Here is an 18,931-nt window from a genome sequence, read left to right as displayed (position 1 = left end):
CCGCCTGGGGGAATCCCCGATTCCGGGCGGAACGGCTGGATCGGGCGGGGACGCGTGCTACACTCCCCGCGCAAGCGATCCGGGCCGGAACCCGGCGCCATCGGTGGTGGAATTTTCTTGGCGGACACCCCTGAACACGGGCCCGAACACGGGATTGGAGCCTCCGGCGGACCGCCGCGGTCCGGACGGCGACCGTTCGGCCTGCCGGGCCGGGCCGTCGGGTTGCGGATCGCCCTGCTCGCGGCGGTGATCGGCGGCTTCGCGGCCGTCGCCTACCAGGATTTGGAGCGCGCCCGCACCCGCGCGGTCGAGGACGCCCTGCGCCAGACCCGCAATCTGGCCCTGACCCTGGAGGCCGACGCGGCCAACACCGTGCGCTCGGCCGACCAGGCGGTGCTGGCCCTGATGGACAGCGTCGGGGAACCGATGGCCGCGACGCCGCCGAACGGCCAGCCGGCGCTGGGGGAGACCCACCCGGCCGACGCGCTGCCCGCCGTGCGCAGCCTGCTGGTCGCCGACGCCACCGGGCTGGTGCGCTACGCCTCGGGCACCCTGTCGCTGGCCTCGGTCGCGGGGTTCGACCTGTTCGAGGCCCACCGCGACGGCGGAAACGGGGGGGTCCACTTGTCCACGCCTTTCCGCGACGGCCCGGATGGCGGCTGGCGGATCGCGGTCAGCCGGCGGCTGAACGAGCCGGGCGGCGGTTTCGGCGGCGTCGCGGCGGCCGTGATCGACCTGCGGCGCTTCGCCGGCTTCTACGCGTCGCTCGACGTCGGCGCCCATGGCTTCATCACGCTGTGGCGCAACGACGGCGCGGTCCTGGCCACGTCGCGGCGTTCCGAGAGGCTGGAAGCGGATCCCTACGCCATGGCGGCCGACATCCCGCGCTTCGACCCCGCCCTGCGCGCTCACACGCTGACCGGCCTCTCGCCCTTCGACGGCCGGAACCGCACCGGCACCGTGCGGCGGGTCGAGGGGCTGCCGCTCTTCGTCCTGGTCCGGCTGGGTGCCGACGACTATCTGGCGGATTGGCGGGCCGGCCTGTGGCAGCGCGGGCTGGAAACGGCGGCGCTGTCGGCCGTGCTGATCCTGCTGGCCGTCCTGCTGCTGCGCCATCTGGGCCGGCTGGAGCACGCCACCAAGGCTCTGCGCGCCAGCGAGCGCCAGTCCCAGGCGCTGTTCAACAGCAGCTTCCAAGTCATGGGGCTGCTGGCGCCCGACGGCACGGTGGTGGCGCTGAACCAGCCGGCCTGCGCGCTGGCCGGGCTGCCGCCCGCCCTGGTGATCGGGCGCCCGGCCTGGGAGTTCCGGGGCTGGGCGCGCGACGACGGGATCGCCGCGCAGTTCCGCCAATCCATCGAGACCGCCGCGTCGGGCCGCTTCGTGCGCTACGAGACCGACATCGTCACCGAGGACGGCGTCCGCGTCATGGACGTGTCGATCAAGCCGATCTTCGACGAGGCCGGCGCCGTCACGCTGATGGTGATCGAGGCGCGCGACATCACCGAGCGCAAGCGCGCCGAGGACAGCCTGCGCGACAGCGAGGCGCGGCTGCGCTCCTACCTCGACGCGGCGATGGAGGGGTTCTTCATCAGCGGCGAGCGCGGCCATTTCATCGACGTCAACCCGGCCGCCTGCCGGGCCCTGGGCTTCTCGCAGGCCGAGATCCTGGCGATGCGGGTGTCCGATCTGGTCGCCCGCGACCACCCGCTGAGCGCGGCCAGCCTCGCCGGCTTCCGCGCGGTCGAGGCCACCGGCCTGTTCCGGGGCGAGATGGCGCTGCGCCGGAAGGACGGCGCCATCGTCCGCGCCGAGGTCAACGCGGTGCGGCTCGACAACGGTCTGTATCTCGGCGTCACCCGCGACGTGACCAAGCGCCGTCTGGCCGAGGAGGCGCTGCGCGCCAGCACCAGCCGCCTGTCGGCGCTGGTCGACGCGCTGCCCGACTTGGTCTTCATCCTCGACGACGAGGGGCGCTACCGCGAGACCGTCGCCAGCGCCGCCCATCTGCTGGCCTGCCCGATCGAGGAGATGCTCGGCCGCCGGCTGGACGAGGTGCTGCCGGCCGAGGCCGCCGGCATCCTGCTCGCCGCGCTGCGGCAGACCCTGGAAAGCGGCCAGCCGCAACGGGTCGAGTACCCGCTGACGCTGGCCGGTGGGCCGCACTGGTTCGAGGGGCGCACCCGGACGTTGGCCCCCGATTTCGGCGACCGGCCGATGGTGCTGCTGCTGTCGCGCGACATCACCGACCGGGTCGAGGCCGCCGAGCGGCTGGCCGCCGCCAAGGAGCTGGCGGAGGCCGCCAACCAGGCCAAGGGCGCCTTCCTGGCGACCATGAGCCACGAGCTGCGCACCCCGCTGAACGCCATCATCGGCTTCTCGGAGATCATGCTGCACGAACTGTTCGGCCCGCTGGGCAGCCCGCGCTACCACGAATACGCCCGCCATGTGCAGAACAGCGGGCGCCATCTGCTCGACCTGATCAACGACGTGCTCGACATGTCGAAGCTGGAGGCCGGGCGGATGACGTTGGAGGAGGGCTGGATCGACGTGGCCGGCACGCTGGAAAGCTGCCGCGCGCTCTCGGCCCTGTCGGCGGAGCGCGGCGAGGTGTTCCTGACGGTGGCGACGCCGTTCGACCCACCGATGCTGTTCGGCGACGAACGCGCGCTGCGGCAGGTGCTGCTGAACCTGCTCTCCAACGCCGTGAAGTTCACTCCGCCGGGCGGACGGGTCGAGGTGACCGCCGGTCTGCGCGCTTCCGGCGAGGAGGGCGGGAGAGAGTTCTTCATCGCCGTGCGCGACACCGGCATCGGCATCGCCCCGGAGGCGCTGGCGACCATCGCCCAGCCTTTCCATCAGGCTGACAGCTCCATCGCGCGGCGCTTCGGCGGCACCGGGCTCGGCCTGTCGATCAGCCGCGAGCTGGTCGGGCTGCATGGCGGATCGCTGAACGTCGTTAGCGAGCCGGGGCGGGGAACCACCGTGACGGTCCTGTTTCCGGCGTCACGGGTCGGGCGGCTGCCGGTTGCGGAAACCGCGCAACCGGCGTAACTCCTGGCGACCGACGCCACGCCAGCCACAGGGAACTCAGCCATGATCGGAAACGACGGGAAGCCGGTGTCCAAGGAGGCGCTGCGCCAGCACGTCGCCCATTACAACGGCCAGTCGCGCGGCTCCAAGGAGTTCGCCGCGATCCCGCGCGCGCTGGTGACGATCCTCGACGGGCTGAAGCCGGGCAAGACCGGCTACGTCAAATGCCTGGACGGTCAGGTGCAGCTCTCCCGCCGCAAGGACAACAGCGTGTCGGCCGGCTAGCCGCAGCCCCCCAGCACCGAAACGCAGGAGAGAGACCGCATGCCCGGCACCGTCACCCTGGACGTCGAGGGCGTCGTCGCGACGCTGACCCTGTCCAACCCGGACAAGCTGAACGCCTTCGACAAGCCGATGTGGCACGATCTGATCGGCCATCTGGAGACGCTGGAGGCCGACCCTTCGGTGCGCGTCGTCGTGCTGCGCGGGGCCGGCGGACGGTCCTTCAGCCCTGGCGCCGACATCTCCGAATTCGCGAGCGAGCGCAACAGCCCGGAGCAGGGCGCCGCCTACGGGCTGCTGATGGACGAGGGTCTGAACGGCCTGCGCGCCCTGCGCCATCCCACGCTGGCCGCGATCCAAGGGCCGTGCTGCGGCATCGGGCTGGCGGTGGCGCTGGCCTGCGACCTGAGGGTCTGCACCGCCGACAGCCGCTTCGGCGTGCCGGTCAGCCGGCTCGGCATCTCCATGGCGCTGCCGGAGCTGAAGCTGGTCCACGAGGTCGCGGGCGGCCCGGCGGCGCTGGAGATCCTGCTGGAGGGGCGCGTCTTCGGCGCCGGGGAGGCGAAGGAGAAGCGCCTCGTCCACCGCGTCGTGCCCGAGGAGGCCTTCCCCGCCGAGATCGCCGCGACCTGCGAGCGGATCGCCGCCGGGGCGCCGCTGGCGGCCACGCTGCACAAGCGCTTCGTCCGCCGCCTGTCCGACCCGGCTCCGCTGACCGAGGCCGAGATCGCCGAATGCTACCGCTGCTTCGGCACCGAGGATTTCCGCGAGGGCTACCGCGCCTTCCTCGACAAGCGCACCCCGATCTTCAAGGGCCACTGACCATGACGGACACCCCCTCTCCCCTGGCCCGCCCCCTGCCGCAGAAGACCATCGGCATCCTCGGCGGCATGAGCGACCAGGCCACCGCCGAGTATTACCGCCTGCTCAACGCCGGGCTGAACGCCCGCTACGGCGGCTGGGACAACGGCGAGATCGTCATCGTCAGCGTCAATTTCGGCAACATCCAGCACTTCATCCGCCAGGGCGACTGGGAGAGCGCCGAGCGCTACCTCGCCGGCAAGGTGGACGCGCTGGAGCGCGCCGGGGCCGACGTGATCCTGTGCATGTCCAACACCATGCACAAGGTGGTGGAGCCGATCATGGCGACGCGCAACACCCCCTTCATCCACATCGCCGACCCCACCGGCGAAGCGATCCGCGCCGCCGGGTTGACGCAAGTGGCCTTGCTCGGCACGCGGGCGACCATGCAATCGGACACGCTGCGCCGCCGGTTCCAGGACCGTTTCGGCGTGTCCCTGCTGACGCCGGACGAGGCCGATCAGACCGTCGTCGACCGCATCATCTTCGACGAGCTGGTCCGCCGCGACCTGCGCCCCGACTCCAAGGCCGAATACCTGCGCATCGTCGACGGGCTGCGCGACCGGGGCGCCCAGGGCGTGATCCTCGGCTGCACCGAGATCTTCCTGCTGATCGAACAGCCAGACCGGCCGGACTTCCCGTTCTTCGACACCACCGGCCTGCACACGGCCGCCGCCGTGGCCTTCGCCGCCCCGCAGGGGTGAGGGCGCGCCGGCCGGCGCGCGCATGACTGGGTTTTCGGATCGGCGGTGGTCAACGCGGCGAATCGCCTCACATTCGGGAGGCGGTCCCGTCTTGCGTCCGGTCCGATCCCCCAGCCCGCGGTCCCCATGCCCCCAAGCTTTTCCCGAATCGTTCCGCTCATCATCGCCTGCGCCCTGTTCATGGAGAATCTGGACGCGACGGTGATCTCCACCGCCCTGCCCAGCATCGCGCGGTCGATGGGCGAGGATCCCCTCCGGCTCAGCCTCGCCATGACCTCCTACATGCTGGCGCTGGCGGTGTTCCTGCCGGTCAGCGGCTGGGCGGCGGACCGCTTCGGGGCGCGGACGGTCTTCGCCTCGGCCATCGGGGTCTTCACCGTGGGCTCGGTGCTGTGCGGGCTGTCCAACGGCTTGCCCGAACTGGTCGGCGCCCGCATCGTCCAGGGCATCGGCGGGTCGATGATGGTCCCGGTCGGGCGCCTGATCCTGCTGCGCACCGTGCCCAAGGACCAACTGGTCCAGGCCATGGCGCGGATGACCCTGCCGGCGCTGATCGGGCCGGCGCTGGGGCCGCTGGTCGGCGGGGCGATCACCACCTACGCCTCGTGGCGCTGGATCTTCCTCATCAACGTGCCGATCGGGCTGATCGGCATCGCCCTGGTGCTGAAGCTGATCCCCAACCTGCGCGAGGAGCAGCGCGACCCCTTCGACGGCACCGGTTTCATGCTGAGCGCGGTGGCGCTCGCCGCCTTCATGTTCGGCTTCGAGAACGCCGGGCGCGACCTGATGCCGCCGCTGGCGGTGGCCGCCTTGCTGGGCGTCGCGCTGGGGGCGACGTGGCTGTACCTGCGCCACATCCGGGGGATGACGAGGCCGGTGCTGGACCCGTCGCTGTTCCGGCTGCCGACCTACCGGGCCTCGGTGCTGGGCGGGACGCTGTTCCGCATCGGCATCGGCGCCGTGCCCTTCCTGATGCCGGTGATGCTGCAGATCGGCTTCGGCTTGACCGCCTTCGAATCCGGCGCCCTGACCTTCGCCGGCGCCGCCGGCGCCCTGACCATGAAGGCGCTGGCCGGGCCGATCCTGCGCCGGGCCGGGTTCCGCCGGGTGCTGGCGATCAACGCGCTGGTCAGCGGGGCGGTGCTGGCCGGCTACGGCGCCTTCCGCCCCGACACGCCGCACGCGCTGATCCTGGGGGCGCTGCTGCTGGGCGGCTTCTTCCGCTCGCTCCAGTTCACCGGGCTGAACAGCCTCGCCTACGCCGAGGTGCCGCAGCCGGCGACCAGCCGCGCCAACACGCTGGCCAACGTCATGCAGCAGCTCTCGCTGAGCCTGGGCGTCGCGGTCGGCGCCACGGCGCTGCACCTGACCACGCAATGGACCGGCGGGGCGCTGACCGCGACCGACTTCGTCCCGGCCTTCCTGACGGTGGGGCTGATGGCCTGCGCGTCGAGCCTGTTCTTCCTGGGGCTGCCCGCCGACGCCGGATCGGAGATCAGCGGCCACCGCCGGGGAGCGGTGGCGGTGGAAGCGGTGGCGGCGCGGGACGCCGCCCACAAGGTCGCCTCGCTGTCCGACGCCGCCGATTGATCGCGGTGCCGCTCAGGCGGTGGTCGTCGCGCCTGCCGACGCCGCCGCACCGCCGCCGGGCGGCGCCAAGCTGCGCAGCAGCCCCATCAACGCGTCCACGAGATCGTCCGCGTGCTCGTGGACATAATCCGGTCGGCTCTTCGACTGGATCATCAGCATCGGCTGGCCGCCTTCCCCCTGTTCGGGGTCGAACAGGCCGTAGCGCGCCTTGGGTGACGCGTATTCCGGATGACGGTCGCCGTTCTCCGCGATGAACATGCCGAGCGTGCCGCCGCTCATCGCCGCGGTGCCGGCCCGTGCCGCGTCGGTGTCGGCCATCATGTCCACCAGCCCGGCCTTCACCGCGTCGGGTGTCATCGCCGCAAGCTTCGACATCGTCGCGTCGTCGAACAGGATATCGACCTGCTCGCTGCGGCTGCCCTGGGAGCCCGGCAGGAACAGCGTGATCATGGAGGTGTTCGCCGTGCCCTCCGGCATGGACGGGTCTTCGGCAAAGCCGATCTTCTCGCGCTCCAGCATCGACACCGGCTTCCCCTGTGCCGCGGCGGCGTCCATCTCCATGGTCCGGTCGATGACGCTCTCGATGTTTCCGGTCAGCATCAGGCCGCCGCCCGCTTCGACCGCCTTCGGCAACCCGAAGGTCGTCCGCAGCATCTCGTTGCGGGCAAAGGCGTGGATCGTCATGCTTCGCGTGTGGCTCACCGCCTCCGCATCGCGGCTCGGATCGAAGACGGGGCGATCCCCCTCGACCCCGAGCCTCGGCGGAGAGGGTTCCGATGACGCCGGTGCGCCGTGCCCGGCGGCGGCGGTCTTGGACTGGGAGGCCGCCGTCTGGCTCAAGCCCTGTGGCGCGGAGGCGGCTGGAGCGGAGGCAGCGGTCTTGAAAGCCGCCACTGCGGGTGCCGCCAGGGTGGGGGTGGGGCGGGAAGCCGCCGTGCCGGCGCCGCTCTTCAACGCCGCCAGCGCTTGGGAGGAGAAGGAGACCTCGTCCATCGGCTCCGCCTTCTTGCCAACCGACTTGAACAGCGCCATGGCCGCCTTCGTCTCCGCCGATTCGCCGGTCTTGCCGAACAGCGTGCCGGTGGTGAACAGCGATGGGATGCTCCCGGACAACGGCTTGACCGACATCGCAGCGCGCTCCCTTGGATGTGTATTTGTGTATCGGCGGGCTTGCGGGCATACCGATGCGCGAGGAGGATGCAGGAAAGACTGCCTCCGATATTCTTTATCAAGCCTTAATTGTGCAATCCTAGGTGACTAAGGGGGTTCGCCGCCCCGTCCTTCCCAGGCGGAACGCTGCCCGTTCGGATGAGATTAATTCGGGCGGTCATGATTAATTTTCGTGCGATCCCTATGCGGTAGGACGTGCGTTCGAGGCGCGTTCCCGTTATAAAGATGCATGGCGGCCATGCGTCGCCTTCAAGAAAGATGGGAGGCTCTCCGTCATCGCGCGAGAGAGCGGGACAGCATGATGGATTGGGACAAGCTTCGGGTTTTCCACGCTGTGGCCGAGGCCGGCAGCTTCACGCACGCCGGTGAGACCCTGAACCTCAGCCAGTCTGCCGTCAGCCGGCAGATCAGCGCCCTTGAGGAAAGTCTGGGCGTTCCGCTGTTCCACCGGCACGCGCGCGGCCTGATCCTGACCGAGCAGGGGGAGCTGCTTCACCGCACCGCCCGCGACGTCTTCGCCAAGCTGTCGATGACCGAGGCGATGCTGACCGAAAGCCGGGAGCATCCCAAGGGACCGCTGCGGGTGACGGCGACGGTCGCCTTCGGGTCGACCTGGCTGACGCCGCGCATCAACGAGTTCATGTCGATCTACCCTGATATTCAGTTGACGCTGCTGGTGGACGACGACGAGCTGGATCTGGCGATGCGCGAGGCGGACATCGCCATCCGCATGAACACGCCGCGCCAGCCGGACCTGATCCAGCGGCACCTGATGTCGATCCGTTTCCACCTCTACGCCAGCCCGGCCTATCTGAAGAAGCGCGGGGTGCCGAAGACGGTGAACGAATTGGACAACCACGACATCATCACCTATCCGCCGGATGTGCGGGCGCCGATCCCCAACGTGAACTGGATCATGGAGTTGGGCGAGCCCTCGCCCAACCGCCGTCCAATCCTTCAGGTGAACAGCGTCTATGCCATCTACCGGGCGGTGGAGAGCGGGCTCGGCATCGCCGCCCTGCCGGACTTCCTGGTGGACGGCCAGTCGAAGGACTTGGTGCGAATCATGCCCGACGTGGACGGGCCGAAGGTGGACGCCTATTTCGTCTACGCCGAGGAACTGCGCCATTCCAAGCGCATCGCGGTGTTCCGCGACTTCCTGGTCAAAAAAGTGGCAGAAACCTCGTTCTAAAGATTCCGCTCAGTTTTTCACCTTTCGACCTGTTTGCAACAGCATTGCCGAAATCGTCCAAACAACCTTCCTTTCGAAGGAACTTTGGACGGTTTCGGCATTTTTGTTAGCGATTCCATGGAACTCGAAGCCATGCGCGGCGCGCATGGTAGATTTATTATTTTATGCCTGGAAACTTGGCAGGGAAATGGTCAAATTTTGATCGTTGGATGTTGCGACGCAGCATTCGATGTTTCGTCCCGGGGGCATCCCCTCCGGGGTTGGGTCTCCGGACCCAGCGTCTCCCAGACGTGAAGCCTCCCTGTTCAACTCGCCGCTAATCCAACGGGTTAGCGGCGGTTTTTTTGTCGGGACAGGGGCTGGGGGAACTCAGGGGGGAACAATTAGCCCCGGCTTGGTGGTACACCGCTCGCATCGCCGCAGCCCGAAACCGTCCGGTCGTCCGTCCATTCTCTGGGTGCGCTCATGCCAGACACCCGCGACTTTCCCCATTATAGCGTCGGCGAACAGCGGGCGGATGCGCTGGTCCACGCCCTTGGTGTTGCCGCTGGATTCGCGGGCTTCGCCTGGATGCTGGGCACGGCTCTCCTGTCCGATGCCGTCCCGGCCCGCACCGCCTGGGCGCTGGCGGCCTACGGGCTCGGGCTGGTGGGCATGCTGACGGCGTCGGCCGCCTACAACCTCGTCCGTCCCGGCCCGCGCAAGGCGCTGCTGCGCCGGCTCGACCACGCCATGATCTTCGTGATGATCGCCGGCACCTACACGCCCTTCACGCTGGCCGGCGGCCAAGGCGTCGCCCTGGGAAGCGCGGTGTGGGGCGGGGCGGTCTTCGGCGCCGCGCTGAAGCTGAACTGGCCGGGGCGCTTCGAGCGGCTGGGGCTGGCGCTGTATCTTGGCTTGGGCTGGGCCATCGTGACCGCCGCCGAGCCGTTGCGCGCGACACTGCCCACCCCGTCCCTGTGGCTGCTGGTGACCGGCGGCGTGCTCTACACCGTCGGCGTGGTCTTCCACCTGATGGAGCGGCTGCCCTACCACAACGCGCTGTGGCACCTGCTGGTGCTGGCCGCCGCCGGATGCCATTTCGCGGCGATCACCGTGGCGTTCCTGCCTTGACACGCTTTGCGATGTTTGCGGATGCTCGCATGCCTGTCAAAAGGCCATGGCTGAAGCCGGACATCGACTCCCGAGCCTTGCCTCGTCATGATCCGGTCATCCGCCCGCGCCCCTCGCACCGATCTCCAAGCCCGCAGGTTGCCCACCGAATGAGCCACGACCCCGATTGCCTTGGCATGTGCGCGATAGACGACGATGTCTGCACCGGCTGCGGCCGGACGCTGGACCAGATCAACGCCGCGCTGGCCGGCGAGGGGGACGACGTTCCGGCGCGTCCGGCCGGCGGGACAAGCGTGCACGCACGCACGGCATCCGGAACGGCAGCGCCATGAAGCCGCCGTCCTCCTCCATCCAGGTCGACGAGGCCGGTCCCCGGACCTTCACGCTGGCGGTGACGTTCGACGGCCAGCGCTTCGACTGCGGCACCTACATCAGCCGCGTCGCCGCCCTGCAGGCCGGGCGCCTGTTCGTGCAGCGCAAGGAGGGCGAAGCCGCCGGCGGACGGACGAAGCGGAAGCCGGGCAAGGGCTGAGCGGCCCGTCGATGGAAGGCACCGGGGGAGGCTGGATGGCCGCCTCCCCCGGTGGGGAACTCAAACCGTCAGGAACCAGGAACTCGACACCGCCGTGGACGAGACCCCGAAGAGGGTCAGCGTGTCGGAGGTGGCGAAGGTGAGCACCGCGTCGCCGGACGCGTTGCTGCCGAGCGTGTAGGTCAAGCCGTCCGCCAGCCCGATCCGGTCGCCCTGGTCGGCGTTGAAATCCAGGATGCCGTCGTTGCCGTCCCAGGGGGCGACCACGAACAGGTCGGCCCCGGCCCCCCCGACCAGCGAATCCTCGCCGCTGCCGCCGGCCAGGGTGTCGTCACCATTGCCGCCGTCCAGAAAATCATGGCCGTTGCTGGCGACCAGGCTGTCGTTGCCGTTGCCACCGGACAGCAGGTCGTCGCCATAGCTGTAGCCGTTGCCACCGCCGAACAGCGTGTCGTCCCCCTCCTCTCCCCACAGGCTGTCACTGCCGACGCTGCCCGTCAGCCGGTCGTTGCCGGCGCCAGCGAACATCTCGATCCTACCAAACACTCCACCTGACGCCGTGACGGTGTCGTTGCCGATGCCGCCGATGAAGTGCTCGATGGAGGTGTCGGAAAGGTCCAGGGACACGCCGCCGGCATACCGTGCGTGGACGGTGTCGTCGCCACCGCCGCCGTCCACCAGCGCACTCGCCGTGTCGACGTACAGGAGGTCGTCGCCCATACCACCGAACAGCGTGTTGCTGCCGCCGCCGCCCGCCAGGATATCGTCGCCCCCTCCACCGTACAGCGTGTCGTCGCCCTCGTCGCCACACAGCGTGTCATTGAAGGCGCCGCCGCTAAGAATGTCATGGCCATCGCCACCGTGGATCTCGACCGCTGTTGTGGCGCTGATAAAACTTGCGGTGTTCACCGTGTCGTTGCCGCCCCCGCTGAACACCCGCTCGATGCCGTTGACGGCAAGCTCAAGGGTGAGGTCACCGTTTCCCTGCACATACACGGTGTCGAACCCATCTCCGCCGCTTACCTCGGTGTCGGCCGCGTCGATGTAGAGCACGTCGTCGCCGCCACCGCCCATCAGAGTGTCGCTGCCGTTGCCACCGATCAGCGTGTCGTTGAATTCGCTGCCCAGGATTCTGTCGTTGCCGTCACCACCGTCGAGGAACAGGCCGACGGAACCGCCGCCTCCCCACAACGTGTCATTGCCAGAGCCGCCATACGCTCTTTCGACGTTGCAAAAACCAAGGCTCAGGTTGACCCCAACGCCGCCTTGGATGAAGACGGTGTCGAAGCCGTCTCCCCCTTGGACGAAGAAGTCGGCGGCGTCGATGTAGAATTGGTCGTCACCATCGCCGCCAATCAGGGTGTCGGCCCCGTCGCCGCCGGTCAGGGTGTCGTTGCCGCTTCCTCCGACGATCAGGTTGTCCAGGGCGTTGCCCGTGCCGGTGAAATCGCCGGTTCCGATGAAGGTCAACCGTTCCAGGTTGGCGCCGAGTGTGTAGGTGCCAAGAGTGGTGCGGATCTCGTCGGTGCCTTCGTCGGCCAGTTCCCAGACAGCATCGGCCGCGCTGTCCACAAAATAGACGTCGTCGCCCATGCCGCCAATCAGGGTATCGTCGCCGGTGCTACCCTCGAGCGTATCGTTCCAAGGCGTTCCTATGAAAACAGGCATTGCGCACCTCTCCATTGAGTTGAAAAACCATCGATTGATGATGACAAAAATTTAAATTATTCGTAAAATACGCTTATTGAATCAGTGGAAAATCAGAAAACAAACTTAAGGTTATAAATCATTAGCTGCCTCATGAATCACCAGCCGGCTCATGACTGGCATGGCAATCGCCAGCCCATTCGGGAAACCCGCCTTGGGAGCTCCAGCGGCTTTTGCAGCGCTGGAGCGCGCCAAATCCATGATGTCCTGCATCGTCAGGTTGGCGAGCGACAGCCCGCCGCCGGCCACTCACGAGCCGCCGGTGTAGGCCCCGGCGTCGCTCGGCTCCTTCCACAGGACGTGCAGTGGCTTAGCCATGCCCGATCACTGTCAGCGTGTGTTCCTCGGCGAGCGCGTCGCGCTCGGTCTCCAGCATCAGCCCAAGCCAGCCGGCGGCCCTTTCTCTTTCCGCCGGGTTGACGGTCGGCCACGGCTGAAGCCGGGTATCGACTTGCAACGCTGGATCGGCTCATAGTTCAGTTGCGCTGATCCGCCTCGGTTCGCGCTCCAGGATGGGGGAATGGATGCGTCGTGCCTGGATGGTTGGGTTGTTGACGCGCGGTCTGCTCGCGGCGCCGGGGACCGGGGCCCATGGGCTGAACCTCACCGCAGGCGCCTGGACTCCAGCCAGTTCATGCGCCACGAGGCGGACGCGCATTTCGATCTGGCGCTCTTCGAGAACGGCAGCGGCTGGCCGGCGTTTCAGCGTGGCTTCGAGGATGGCCGCGTCGACCAGGGCTCCCCTCCTGCCGCTTGACGCTCTCGCCTTATGCCGGACGAGCGGCGGCGGGCGATTCTAGAGAAACTGTAAAAACTTCATCAAAGAAGATGTCATAAGCCCGGAGCACAAAGAGCATGGCGACGTTTTCCACCAATATTGCTATCGATCTTTCTGAGAATGGCAATGCGCCAAATATGGAATTCAATGGCTCTTCTCTGCTCTCGCAAAGCCAGAACCTAATTTCAGTCCGCTTCACGCTTGGCGGGAAGCCAGTGATGGATGTGAGCCTCGGTGGTTCATTTTCTATAACGTCCAGCAACGCATCAGGAGTTTTGTCTTACTTCATCGTGAGCGCTCCAGGTGGCGGCGTAACGTTCGCCTTCCAGGATTTGAATCTTTATTTCCCTACCTTGAATTCGTTGATCGGGACTGTCAGCCCCACAATTTGGTTGGGTAAAGCCGATAGAATTTCGGGCTCTTCATATTCGGATGTGCTGTATGGATACAGCGGCAACGACACCATCTATGGTGGAGACGGCAACGATACGATCGATGGCGGTTCGGGCGTCAACGACATCGACGGCGGGTCAGGGACCGATACATTGGTCCGAAGCACCCGGATGTCGTCCTCTACTGCGGTGGCCTACAACGGTTATGTCTACGTTGGCGATGGCGTCGGATACGACAAGACGGCGGGGATCGAGTACGTCCGCTACTACGATCAGACGGTTTCAACGGCCACCGTGGCAGGGTTCGACGCGCTTGCCTACTTGGCAGCCAACCGTGATCTGGCCGCTGCGTTCGGTACCAACGGCGATGCTGCCGTAACCCACTACATGAGTTCGGGCGCGCGAGAGCGCCGGCCGACCAGCTTCGATGGATTGTCCTACATCGCGGCCAACCCGGACTTGGCGGCGGTCTTCGGCACCAATGCGGCCGCGGCGACCACGCACTACATCACAAGCGGACGGATCGAGGGGCGCAGCACCAGCTTCAACGCCATGTCCTATCTGGCGGCCAACCCCGACCTGCTCGGCGTGTTCGGGACCAACACGGCGGCGGCAACCCAGCATTTCATTGCCAGCGGACGGCTTGAAGGGCGATCGACCACCTTCAATGCGACCGCCTATCTGGCGCGCAATCCCGACGTCCAGAAGGCGCTTGGCACCAGCCTGTTGGCGGCGGCGACCCATTACGTCACGTCCGGGTATCGCGAGGGGCGGTCGGCGGCACCGCTCACAGCGGCGACCCGGGTGGCCGACGCCTTGCCGGCAACGAACGAAGCGGGCGGGGTGCTCGCCTTTGGTGCGGTGTAATCTCCCACAGGGTGCCGTCTCCACCGGCCCGGGATGCCGATTTCGGGCATGGAGGCGAGCGATCTTGGGGAGTTTGTGAGACACGCCAAAATCGAGGGAAAACAATGAGACGAATTCCGGTTGCTTCTGCGATCTTACTGCTGAACGTCGCGATGATGGCGGTTCCGGCGCAGGCCGAGAAAAATAACTTATCGGCAACCTACACGAACTGCATGGACAACAGCGGTGGCGTTACTTTCGATATGATCGAATGCACCATAGAGGAGCATGAGAAGCAGGATAAGAGATTGAACTCAGCTTATAAGCAGGCGCTTAAGGCGGTTGGCGATCGCGCCAATACGCTGAAAGAGGTTCAGAGGGCTTGGCTGAAGTATCGTGATCTCACCTGTGGGTTTGCAGGCGGTGCCGAAGGAAGTTCAGCCCGCATCATCGGGTCCAGCTGTTTTCTGCAGATGACGGCTGAACGCGCGGACGAGCTTCAAGACATCGCCAAGAACCAGTAAGCGTCGAAGGCGTTTGTCGTCGGCAAGCTCAGCCCGCCCGCACCCGCCGGTGGGCTTTCTTGCGGGTGGCGGTCGCGCGATCAGGCCATCCGCTCGATCCGCTCCACCACCCGCCCCCATGGTCTCGACCAAGGCGGCCGCCACGCTCGGCGTCACCCGGCCGGAGGTGTCAGCCGCCCCTTTCACGCCGCCATATCGGGGATGCTCCCGAATTGGGCCAGGAACACCGGCTCGCTGTAGTCGCCGGCATCCTCGTCGACCTCGGTCTGCACAACGGCCACGCCCAGCACGCGCCCACCGTCCATCATCCGCTGCGCGCGGATCCGGCCGGCATCGGCGGTCTTCACGGCGATGGCGGGCGCGGCCTTGAGGCCACCCTTGGCGCCGCTGACGTAAGGTTGGACGATGATGTGCGTGGTGCTCGCCATGACGGCCTCCGGTGAATTCGTTCCCGCAACGTTCTCATCGGTCGCGCCGCGTGTCAACGGGCCGTCAAGCGGATCGCCCGCCATACCCGGTCGGCAGTCTTTCTTTGCTCCCGGGATTGCTCCCCTTGGCCGGGTAGCGCCTGCCTTGCCGCATCCCAATGCACCCGTCACTACGCCGTTGATCGGCAACCGGGCGATGCCCATCCGTCCGGCGCAGCGTGTGCGGCGTCTCGCACGCCGATCGCGACGGGGACTGCAACGTCTCCCGTGTCCACCGCATGAAGCGGCCGAGGGTATCCGGGGCTGGGCTCAAGAGGGTGTGAACCGCGCGCCCCTACCAGCCCCAGTCCATCTGGCTGTCGGCGGCGCTCTGGGGGCCGTTGGGACGGATGCCGTAGCCGCTTTGGTAGGACGTGCTTGGGATCGGCCCGCTGGTCGCGTAGCCAGAAAGATCGGCGCATCCTGCGACCAGGAGGCAGGCGGCAATGATGAGGAGGGGCATGCGCATGCTCCGATGATGGATGCGATCGCCCCAAATGAAAAGGCCTGTCGGTCCCGGTCGCTCGACGGGTCGGGGAGGGCGGTCGTTGGAATGGAGCGGCGGCGTTGCCGAACCCCAGACATGGCGAAGGCCGGAAACCCGTTGAGGTTCCGGCCTTCGAGGATGGTGGGCGTAACAGGGATTGAACCTGTGACCCCTACGATGTCAACGTAGTGCTCTCCCGCTGAGCTATACGCCCATCCTTGTTCCGTCGTTCGGTGCCGTGTTTGGCGGCGCTCCGTTCGGCGTGGGCGGGGTTGTACCCATATCCTGGCGGGCTGGCAAGCCCTTTGTTCGCTTTTTTTCGTGTGCCTGCATTTTTCTTGGACGGACGGCCCGACCGGGGCTGCGCGTCCGTGACAGAGGGACCTGCGTCCATTACATCAGAACCCAGCATGGACGCGCAGCACGACCCCATCGCCGGATCGATGCCGGCCTTCGAGATACTGGCTCCCACCCGCCGGATCCTGCCGCTCGTCCTGGCCTCGCCGCACAGCGGCAACCACTACCCCGACGAATTCCTCGCCGCCGCCCGGCTCGACGCGCGGGCGCTGCGCAAGTCGGAGGACTGCTTCGTCGACGAGATCTTCGGCTTCGCGCCGTCGCTCGGCGTGCCGCTGATCCGCGCCCTGTTCCCCCGCGCCTTCCTCGACGCCAACCGCGAGGCCTACGAGCTGGATCCGGAGATGTTCGCCGACCCGCTGCCGGCCTACGTCAACACCCGCTCGCCGCGCGTCGCCGCCGGGCTCGGCACCATCGCCCGCGTCGTCGCCAACGGCGAGGACATCTACAAGGGCAAGCTCCGCTTCGCCGAGGCGATGGAGCGGGTCGACCGCTGCTACACCCCCTACCACACCGCGCTGCGCCGGCTGGTCGAGGAGACCCGCGCCGCCTTCGGCCATGCGCTGCTGATCGATTGCCACTCCATGCCCTCGCCGGGGCCGGCGCCGGCCGGCGACCGGGGGCGCAACCGGCCCGACATCGTGCTGGGGGACTGCTACGGCAACGCCTGCGCCGCCGCCGTCATCAACGCGGCCGAGCAGTTCCTGCGCGGGCTGGGCTACAAGGTCAACCGCAACAACCCCTACGCCGGCGGCTACACCACCCGGCATTACGGCCGTCCGCGCCAGGGCATCCACGCGCTCCAGATCGAGATCGCCCGGAACCTCTACATGGACGAGACGGCGCTGACCCGTCTGCCCTTCCTCGACGTGCTGGCCCGCCACATGGGCGAACTGGTCGACACGCTGGGGCGCCTGCCCAGCGACGGGCTGGAGCCGCGCTGAACGCGCCCGAGGGGGCGGAACCGTCCCTTCGCCCACGGAATGCCACAGTTCACGCTTACCCCCGAAGAGGCCGATGGCCGGCGCGGTCGCGCGGACGTGCCGTCGCGGCCACAGAAAAAAGGCCGCGGGGCGAACCCGCGGCCTCAAGTCTAGGGAGGAAACGCCCAAGAAGTGCGTTACGCCAACGACCCCATCAGGGATGCGACCGTTGCCGCACTGCACAATATGATCCGGTGCGCAGCGGGCTTCAAGCCCTAATAATATATTTCATGCATTTCAGCGTGTTAACAACATTGGTTGTACGGCGAATCGTATAGGGGGCGGCATAGGTATGCTGCAATGCAGCATGAGTTTCGGCGAGGTGATGCACCGAAAGGTCAAGGGTGGGCGGCGCTTTCGGCGGTGCGGTCGGTCTTCGGAACCAACCCCGCCGGCCGTCGTTTCGTTCCCAGCGCCGCCTCGAACGGGCCGCCCCGAGGCAAGGGTGACTCAGGGACCAAGGACGATCCGGCCATCGGCTGAGAAACGGAGAATGGGAACGTGAGCAGACTCGTCGTCGTGTCCAACCGGGTCGCGCCCGTGGATGAGGGCAAGCAGGCCGCCGGCGGTCTGGCCGTCGCCGTCCTGGCGGCGCTGAAGAAGACCGGCGGCATCTGGTTCGGCTGGAGCGGCAACGTCGTGGACGGCGACTCCCAGGCCGAGCCGACGCGGACCGAGGTGGGCAAGCTGACCTACGCCACGCTCGACCTCGGGCGGCGCGACCACGACGAGTATTACAACGGCTTCGCCAACCAGACCCTGTGGCCGCTGTTCCATTACCGGCTGGGCCTGATCACGGTGAACCGGCGCACGCGCGAGGGCTACGAGCGGGTCAACGCCTATTTCGCCGACCGGCTGGAGCCGCTGCTCAAGCCCGACGACATGGTGTGGGTCCACGACTACCACCTGATCCCCTTCGCCGACGAGCTGCGGCGCAAGGGCTGCTCGCAGCGGATGGGCTTCTTCCTGCACACGCCCTTTCCGCCGCCGGAACTGCTGACCGCGCTGCCCAACCACCGCGACCTGATCCGCGAACTGTGCGCCTACGATCTGGTCGGCTTCCACACCCAGACCGATCTGCGCAGCTTCGTCGACTACATCCGCCTGCAGACCGACGGCACGGTCGAGCAGCGCGGCGCCTACGGCAGCGCCACCGTGCGGGCCTTCGGACGGACGCTGCGCGCCCAGGTCTTCCCCATCAGCATCGACACCGCCGCGCTGGAGAGCCTCGCCCGCACCGCCGGGCGCTCGCGCCAGACCGAACGGCTGCGCGAAAGCCTGGTCGGGCGCCGGCTGATCGTGGGCGTGGACCGGCTGGACTACTCCAAGGGCCTGCCGCAGCGCTTCGCCGCCTTCGAGCAGCTGCTGTCCGAATACCCGGAGCACCGCAACCGCGTCAGTTTCCTCCAGATCGCCCCGCCGAGCCGCGAGGACGTGCCCGAATACATCGCCATCCGGCGCGAGCTGTCGGAGATGGCCGGGCGCATCAACGGCCAGTTCGCCGAGTTCGACTGGCAGCCGATCCGCTACCTGAACCGCAGCTTCGGCCAGCGCGTGCTGGCGGGGTTCTACCGGCTGGCCAACGTCGGGCTGGTGACCCCGCTGCGCGACGGCATGAACCTCGTCGCCAAGGAATACGTCGCCTGCCAGGACTCCGACAATCCGGGCGTGCTGGTGCTCTCGCAGTTCGCCGGCGCCGCCCAGGAGATGGGGGAGGCGATGATCGTCAACCCCTTCGACGTCGAGGGGGTGGGCGACGCGCTGCAACGCGCCCTGACCATGCCGCTGGGCGAGCGCAAGGAGCGCCACGCCGCGCTGATGCGGACCCTGCGGTCCCATGATATCGGTTGGTGGCGCGAGGCCTACGTCGACGCGCTGACCCGCGCGCCCTATTCGTGATCCGCAAAGGCAGA

General features: G+C 67.4%; 20 protein-coding genes and 1 tRNA gene. 14 read left to right on the top strand and 7 right to left on the bottom strand.

Features of this window, described 5'->3' with window-relative positions; genetic code table 11:
- Positions 1 to 222 precede the first annotated feature (222 nt).
- The 5 genes from EJ913_RS26100 to EJ913_RS26080 all read left to right on the top strand — a co-directional run bounded on the left by EJ913_RS26100 (position 223) and on the right by EJ913_RS26080 (position 6,470).
- Complete coding sequence (locus EJ913_RS26100) at positions 223 to 3,054, top strand: PAS domain S-box protein (RefSeq protein WP_127003464.1); 2,832 nt, start codon at positions 223 to 225, stop codon at positions 3,052 to 3,054.
- Positions 3,055 to 3,096: 42 nt separating this feature from the next.
- Positions 3,097 to 3,318: a hypothetical protein gene (locus EJ913_RS26095; RefSeq protein WP_127003462.1), complete on the top strand. Its 222-nt coding sequence runs from the start codon at positions 3,097 to 3,099 to the stop codon at positions 3,316 to 3,318.
- A gap of 39 nt (positions 3,319 to 3,357) precedes the next feature.
- The gene (locus EJ913_RS26090) at positions 3,358 to 4,137 is read left to right on the top strand and encodes an enoyl-CoA hydratase/isomerase family protein (RefSeq protein WP_127003460.1); all 780 of its coding nucleotides are present in this window, start codon (positions 3,358 to 3,360) and stop codon (positions 4,135 to 4,137) included.
- 2 nt (positions 4,138 to 4,139) lie between these two features.
- A complete protein-coding gene (locus tag EJ913_RS26085; protein WP_127003458.1) occupies positions 4,140 to 4,880 on the top strand; it encodes an aspartate/glutamate racemase family protein in 741 nt (246 codons plus the stop codon).
- Between the two features lie 126 nt (positions 4,881 to 5,006).
- A complete protein-coding gene (locus tag EJ913_RS26080; protein ID WP_127003456.1) occupies positions 5,007 to 6,470 on the top strand; it encodes a DHA2 family efflux MFS transporter permease subunit in 1,464 nt (487 codons plus the stop codon).
- A gap of 12 nt (positions 6,471 to 6,482) precedes the next feature.
- Here EJ913_RS26080 and EJ913_RS26075 read toward each other — a convergent pair whose 3' ends face one another.
- Positions 6,483 to 7,598 (bottom strand): hypothetical protein, encoded by a 1,116-nt coding sequence (locus EJ913_RS26075; RefSeq protein WP_127003454.1) that lies wholly within the window; start codon positions 7,596 to 7,598, stop codon positions 6,483 to 6,485.
- Positions 7,599 to 7,941: 343 nt separating this feature from the next.
- Here EJ913_RS26075 and EJ913_RS26070 point away from each other — a divergent pair, with 343 nt between their 5' ends.
- From EJ913_RS26070 to EJ913_RS26055, 4 genes are all read left to right on the top strand, one after another.
- Positions 7,942 to 8,832, top strand: a complete 891-nt coding sequence (locus EJ913_RS26070; RefSeq protein ID WP_127003528.1) for a LysR family transcriptional regulator — start codon at positions 7,942 to 7,944, stop codon at positions 8,830 to 8,832.
- A 465-nt stretch (positions 8,833 to 9,297) separates the two neighbouring features.
- On the top strand, positions 9,298 to 9,945 hold the full coding sequence (gene trhA / locus EJ913_RS26065) for a PAQR family membrane homeostasis protein TrhA (RefSeq protein ID WP_127003451.1): 648 nt from the start codon (positions 9,298 to 9,300) through the stop codon (positions 9,943 to 9,945).
- Positions 9,946 to 10,094: 149 nt separating this feature from the next.
- A complete protein-coding gene (locus EJ913_RS31905; protein ID WP_185909940.1) occupies positions 10,095 to 10,277 on the top strand; it encodes a DUF1289 domain-containing protein in 183 nt (60 codons plus the stop codon).
- Positions 10,274 to 10,477 carry a hypothetical protein gene (locus tag EJ913_RS26055; RefSeq protein ID WP_127003447.1) on the top strand — a complete coding sequence of 68 codons (204 nt, stop codon included), beginning with the start codon at positions 10,274 to 10,276 and terminating at the stop codon, positions 10,475 to 10,477. Before EJ913_RS31905 ends, EJ913_RS26055 begins: the two co-directional genes overlap by 4 nt.
- Before the next feature lie 60 nt (positions 10,478 to 10,537).
- Here the strand turns inward: EJ913_RS26055 and EJ913_RS26050 are convergent, their stop codons facing one another.
- The 3 genes from EJ913_RS26050 to EJ913_RS31895 form a co-directional block, all read right to left on the bottom strand.
- Positions 10,538 to 12,145, bottom strand: coding sequence for a calcium-binding protein (locus EJ913_RS26050; protein WP_185909939.1), 1,608 nt, complete (start codon positions 12,143 to 12,145; stop codon positions 10,538 to 10,540).
- 111 nt (positions 12,146 to 12,256) lie between these two features.
- Positions 12,257 to 12,433 (bottom strand): hypothetical protein, encoded by a 177-nt coding sequence (locus tag EJ913_RS31900; protein WP_185909938.1) that lies wholly within the window; start codon positions 12,431 to 12,433, stop codon positions 12,257 to 12,259.
- A 61-nt stretch (positions 12,434 to 12,494) separates the two neighbouring features.
- On the bottom strand, positions 12,495 to 12,641 hold the full coding sequence (locus EJ913_RS31895) for a hypothetical protein (RefSeq protein ID WP_185909937.1): 147 nt from the start codon (positions 12,639 to 12,641) through the stop codon (positions 12,495 to 12,497).
- Between the two features lie 177 nt (positions 12,642 to 12,818).
- Here EJ913_RS31895 and EJ913_RS33110 point away from each other — a divergent pair, with 177 nt between their 5' ends.
- The 3 genes from EJ913_RS33110 (at position 12,819) to EJ913_RS26040 (ending at position 14,724) form a co-directional block, all read left to right on the top strand.
- Positions 12,819 to 12,941, top strand: coding sequence for a hypothetical protein (locus EJ913_RS33110; RefSeq protein ID WP_274390048.1), 123 nt, complete (start codon positions 12,819 to 12,821; stop codon positions 12,939 to 12,941).
- A 98-nt stretch (positions 12,942 to 13,039) separates the two neighbouring features.
- The gene (locus tag EJ913_RS26045) at positions 13,040 to 14,221 is read left to right on the top strand and encodes a hypothetical protein (protein ID WP_127003443.1); all 1,182 of its coding nucleotides are present in this window, start codon (positions 13,040 to 13,042) and stop codon (positions 14,219 to 14,221) included.
- A gap of 104 nt (positions 14,222 to 14,325) precedes the next feature.
- Complete coding sequence (locus EJ913_RS26040) at positions 14,326 to 14,724, top strand: lysozyme inhibitor LprI family protein (RefSeq protein ID WP_127003441.1); 399 nt, start codon at positions 14,326 to 14,328, stop codon at positions 14,722 to 14,724.
- Positions 14,725 to 14,906: 182 nt separating this feature from the next.
- Here the strand turns inward: EJ913_RS26040 and EJ913_RS26035 are convergent, their stop codons facing one another.
- The 3 genes from EJ913_RS26035 to EJ913_RS26030 form a co-directional block, all read right to left on the bottom strand.
- Positions 14,907 to 15,152: a hypothetical protein gene (locus EJ913_RS26035; protein ID WP_127003439.1), complete on the bottom strand. Its 246-nt coding sequence runs from the start codon at positions 15,150 to 15,152 to the stop codon at positions 14,907 to 14,909.
- Positions 15,153 to 15,486: 334 nt separating this feature from the next.
- The gene (locus tag EJ913_RS31890; RefSeq protein WP_185909936.1) at positions 15,487 to 15,654 is read right to left on the bottom strand and encodes a hypothetical protein; all 168 of its coding nucleotides are present in this window, start codon (positions 15,652 to 15,654) and stop codon (positions 15,487 to 15,489) included.
- Positions 15,655 to 15,817: 163 nt separating this feature from the next.
- A tRNA-Val gene (locus tag EJ913_RS26030) sits at positions 15,818 to 15,892 on the bottom strand.
- A 196-nt stretch (positions 15,893 to 16,088) separates the two neighbouring features.
- Between EJ913_RS26030 and EJ913_RS26025 the strand changes: the two genes are divergently transcribed.
- Together EJ913_RS26025 and otsA are read left to right on the top strand one after the other, a co-directional pair.
- A complete protein-coding gene (locus tag EJ913_RS26025) occupies positions 16,089 to 16,979 on the top strand; it encodes an N-formylglutamate amidohydrolase (protein ID WP_127003437.1) in 891 nt (296 codons plus the stop codon).
- A 540-nt stretch (positions 16,980 to 17,519) separates the two neighbouring features.
- Positions 17,520 to 18,917 carry an alpha,alpha-trehalose-phosphate synthase (UDP-forming) gene (gene otsA, locus EJ913_RS26020; RefSeq protein ID WP_127003435.1) on the top strand — a complete coding sequence of 466 codons (1,398 nt, stop codon included), beginning with the start codon at positions 17,520 to 17,522 and terminating at the stop codon, positions 18,915 to 18,917.
- The last annotated feature ends 14 nt before the right edge of the window (positions 18,918 to 18,931 follow it).

The organism is Azospirillum doebereinerae, from assembly GCF_003989665.1.
Classification (GTDB): domain Bacteria; phylum Pseudomonadota; class Alphaproteobacteria; order Azospirillales; family Azospirillaceae; genus Azospirillum; species Azospirillum doebereinerae.
The sequence above is the reverse complement of the archived record's forward strand: the minus strand, read 5'-3'. Positions and strand labels throughout refer to the sequence as shown.

Bases quoted from the DNA above. Each gene is read 5' to 3' on its own strand.
- EJ913_RS26095 (WP_127003462.1), top strand. From the start codon at position 3,097: ATGATCGGAAACGACGGGAAGCCGGTGTCCAAGGAGGCGCTGCGCCAG.
- EJ913_RS26090 (WP_127003460.1), top strand. From the start codon at position 3,358: ATGCCCGGCACCGTCACCCTGGACGTCGAGGGCGTCGTCGCGACGCTG.
- EJ913_RS26085 (WP_127003458.1), top strand. From the start codon at position 4,140: ATGACGGACACCCCCTCTCCCCTGGCCCGCCCCCTGCCGCAGAAGACC.
- EJ913_RS26080 (WP_127003456.1), top strand. From the start codon at position 5,007: ATGCCCCCAAGCTTTTCCCGAATCGTTCCGCTCATCATCGCCTGCGCC.
- EJ913_RS26075 (WP_127003454.1), bottom strand. From the start codon at position 7,598: ATGTCGGTCAAGCCGTTGTCCGGGAGCATCCCATCGCTGTTCACCACC.
- EJ913_RS26070 (WP_127003528.1), top strand. From the start codon at position 7,942: ATGGATTGGGACAAGCTTCGGGTTTTCCACGCTGTGGCCGAGGCCGGC.
- trhA (WP_127003451.1), top strand. From the start codon at position 9,298: ATGCCAGACACCCGCGACTTTCCCCATTATAGCGTCGGCGAACAGCGG.
- EJ913_RS31905 (WP_185909940.1), top strand. From the start codon at position 10,095: ATGAGCCACGACCCCGATTGCCTTGGCATGTGCGCGATAGACGACGAT.
- EJ913_RS26055 (WP_127003447.1), top strand. From the start codon at position 10,274: ATGAAGCCGCCGTCCTCCTCCATCCAGGTCGACGAGGCCGGTCCCCGG.
- EJ913_RS26050 (WP_185909939.1), bottom strand. From the start codon at position 12,145: ATGCCTGTTTTCATAGGAACGCCTTGGAACGATACGCTCGAGGGTAGC.
- EJ913_RS33110 (WP_274390048.1), top strand. From the start codon at position 12,819: ATGCGCCACGAGGCGGACGCGCATTTCGATCTGGCGCTCTTCGAGAAC.
- EJ913_RS26045 (WP_127003443.1), top strand. From the start codon at position 13,040: ATGGCGACGTTTTCCACCAATATTGCTATCGATCTTTCTGAGAATGGC.
- EJ913_RS26040 (WP_127003441.1), top strand. From the start codon at position 14,326: ATGAGACGAATTCCGGTTGCTTCTGCGATCTTACTGCTGAACGTCGCG.
- EJ913_RS26035 (WP_127003439.1), bottom strand. From the start codon at position 15,152: ATGGCGAGCACCACGCACATCATCGTCCAACCTTACGTCAGCGGCGCC.
- EJ913_RS31890 (WP_185909936.1), bottom strand. From the start codon at position 15,654: ATGCCCCTCCTCATCATTGCCGCCTGCCTCCTGGTCGCAGGATGCGCC.
- EJ913_RS26025 (WP_127003437.1), top strand. From the start codon at position 16,089: ATGGACGCGCAGCACGACCCCATCGCCGGATCGATGCCGGCCTTCGAG.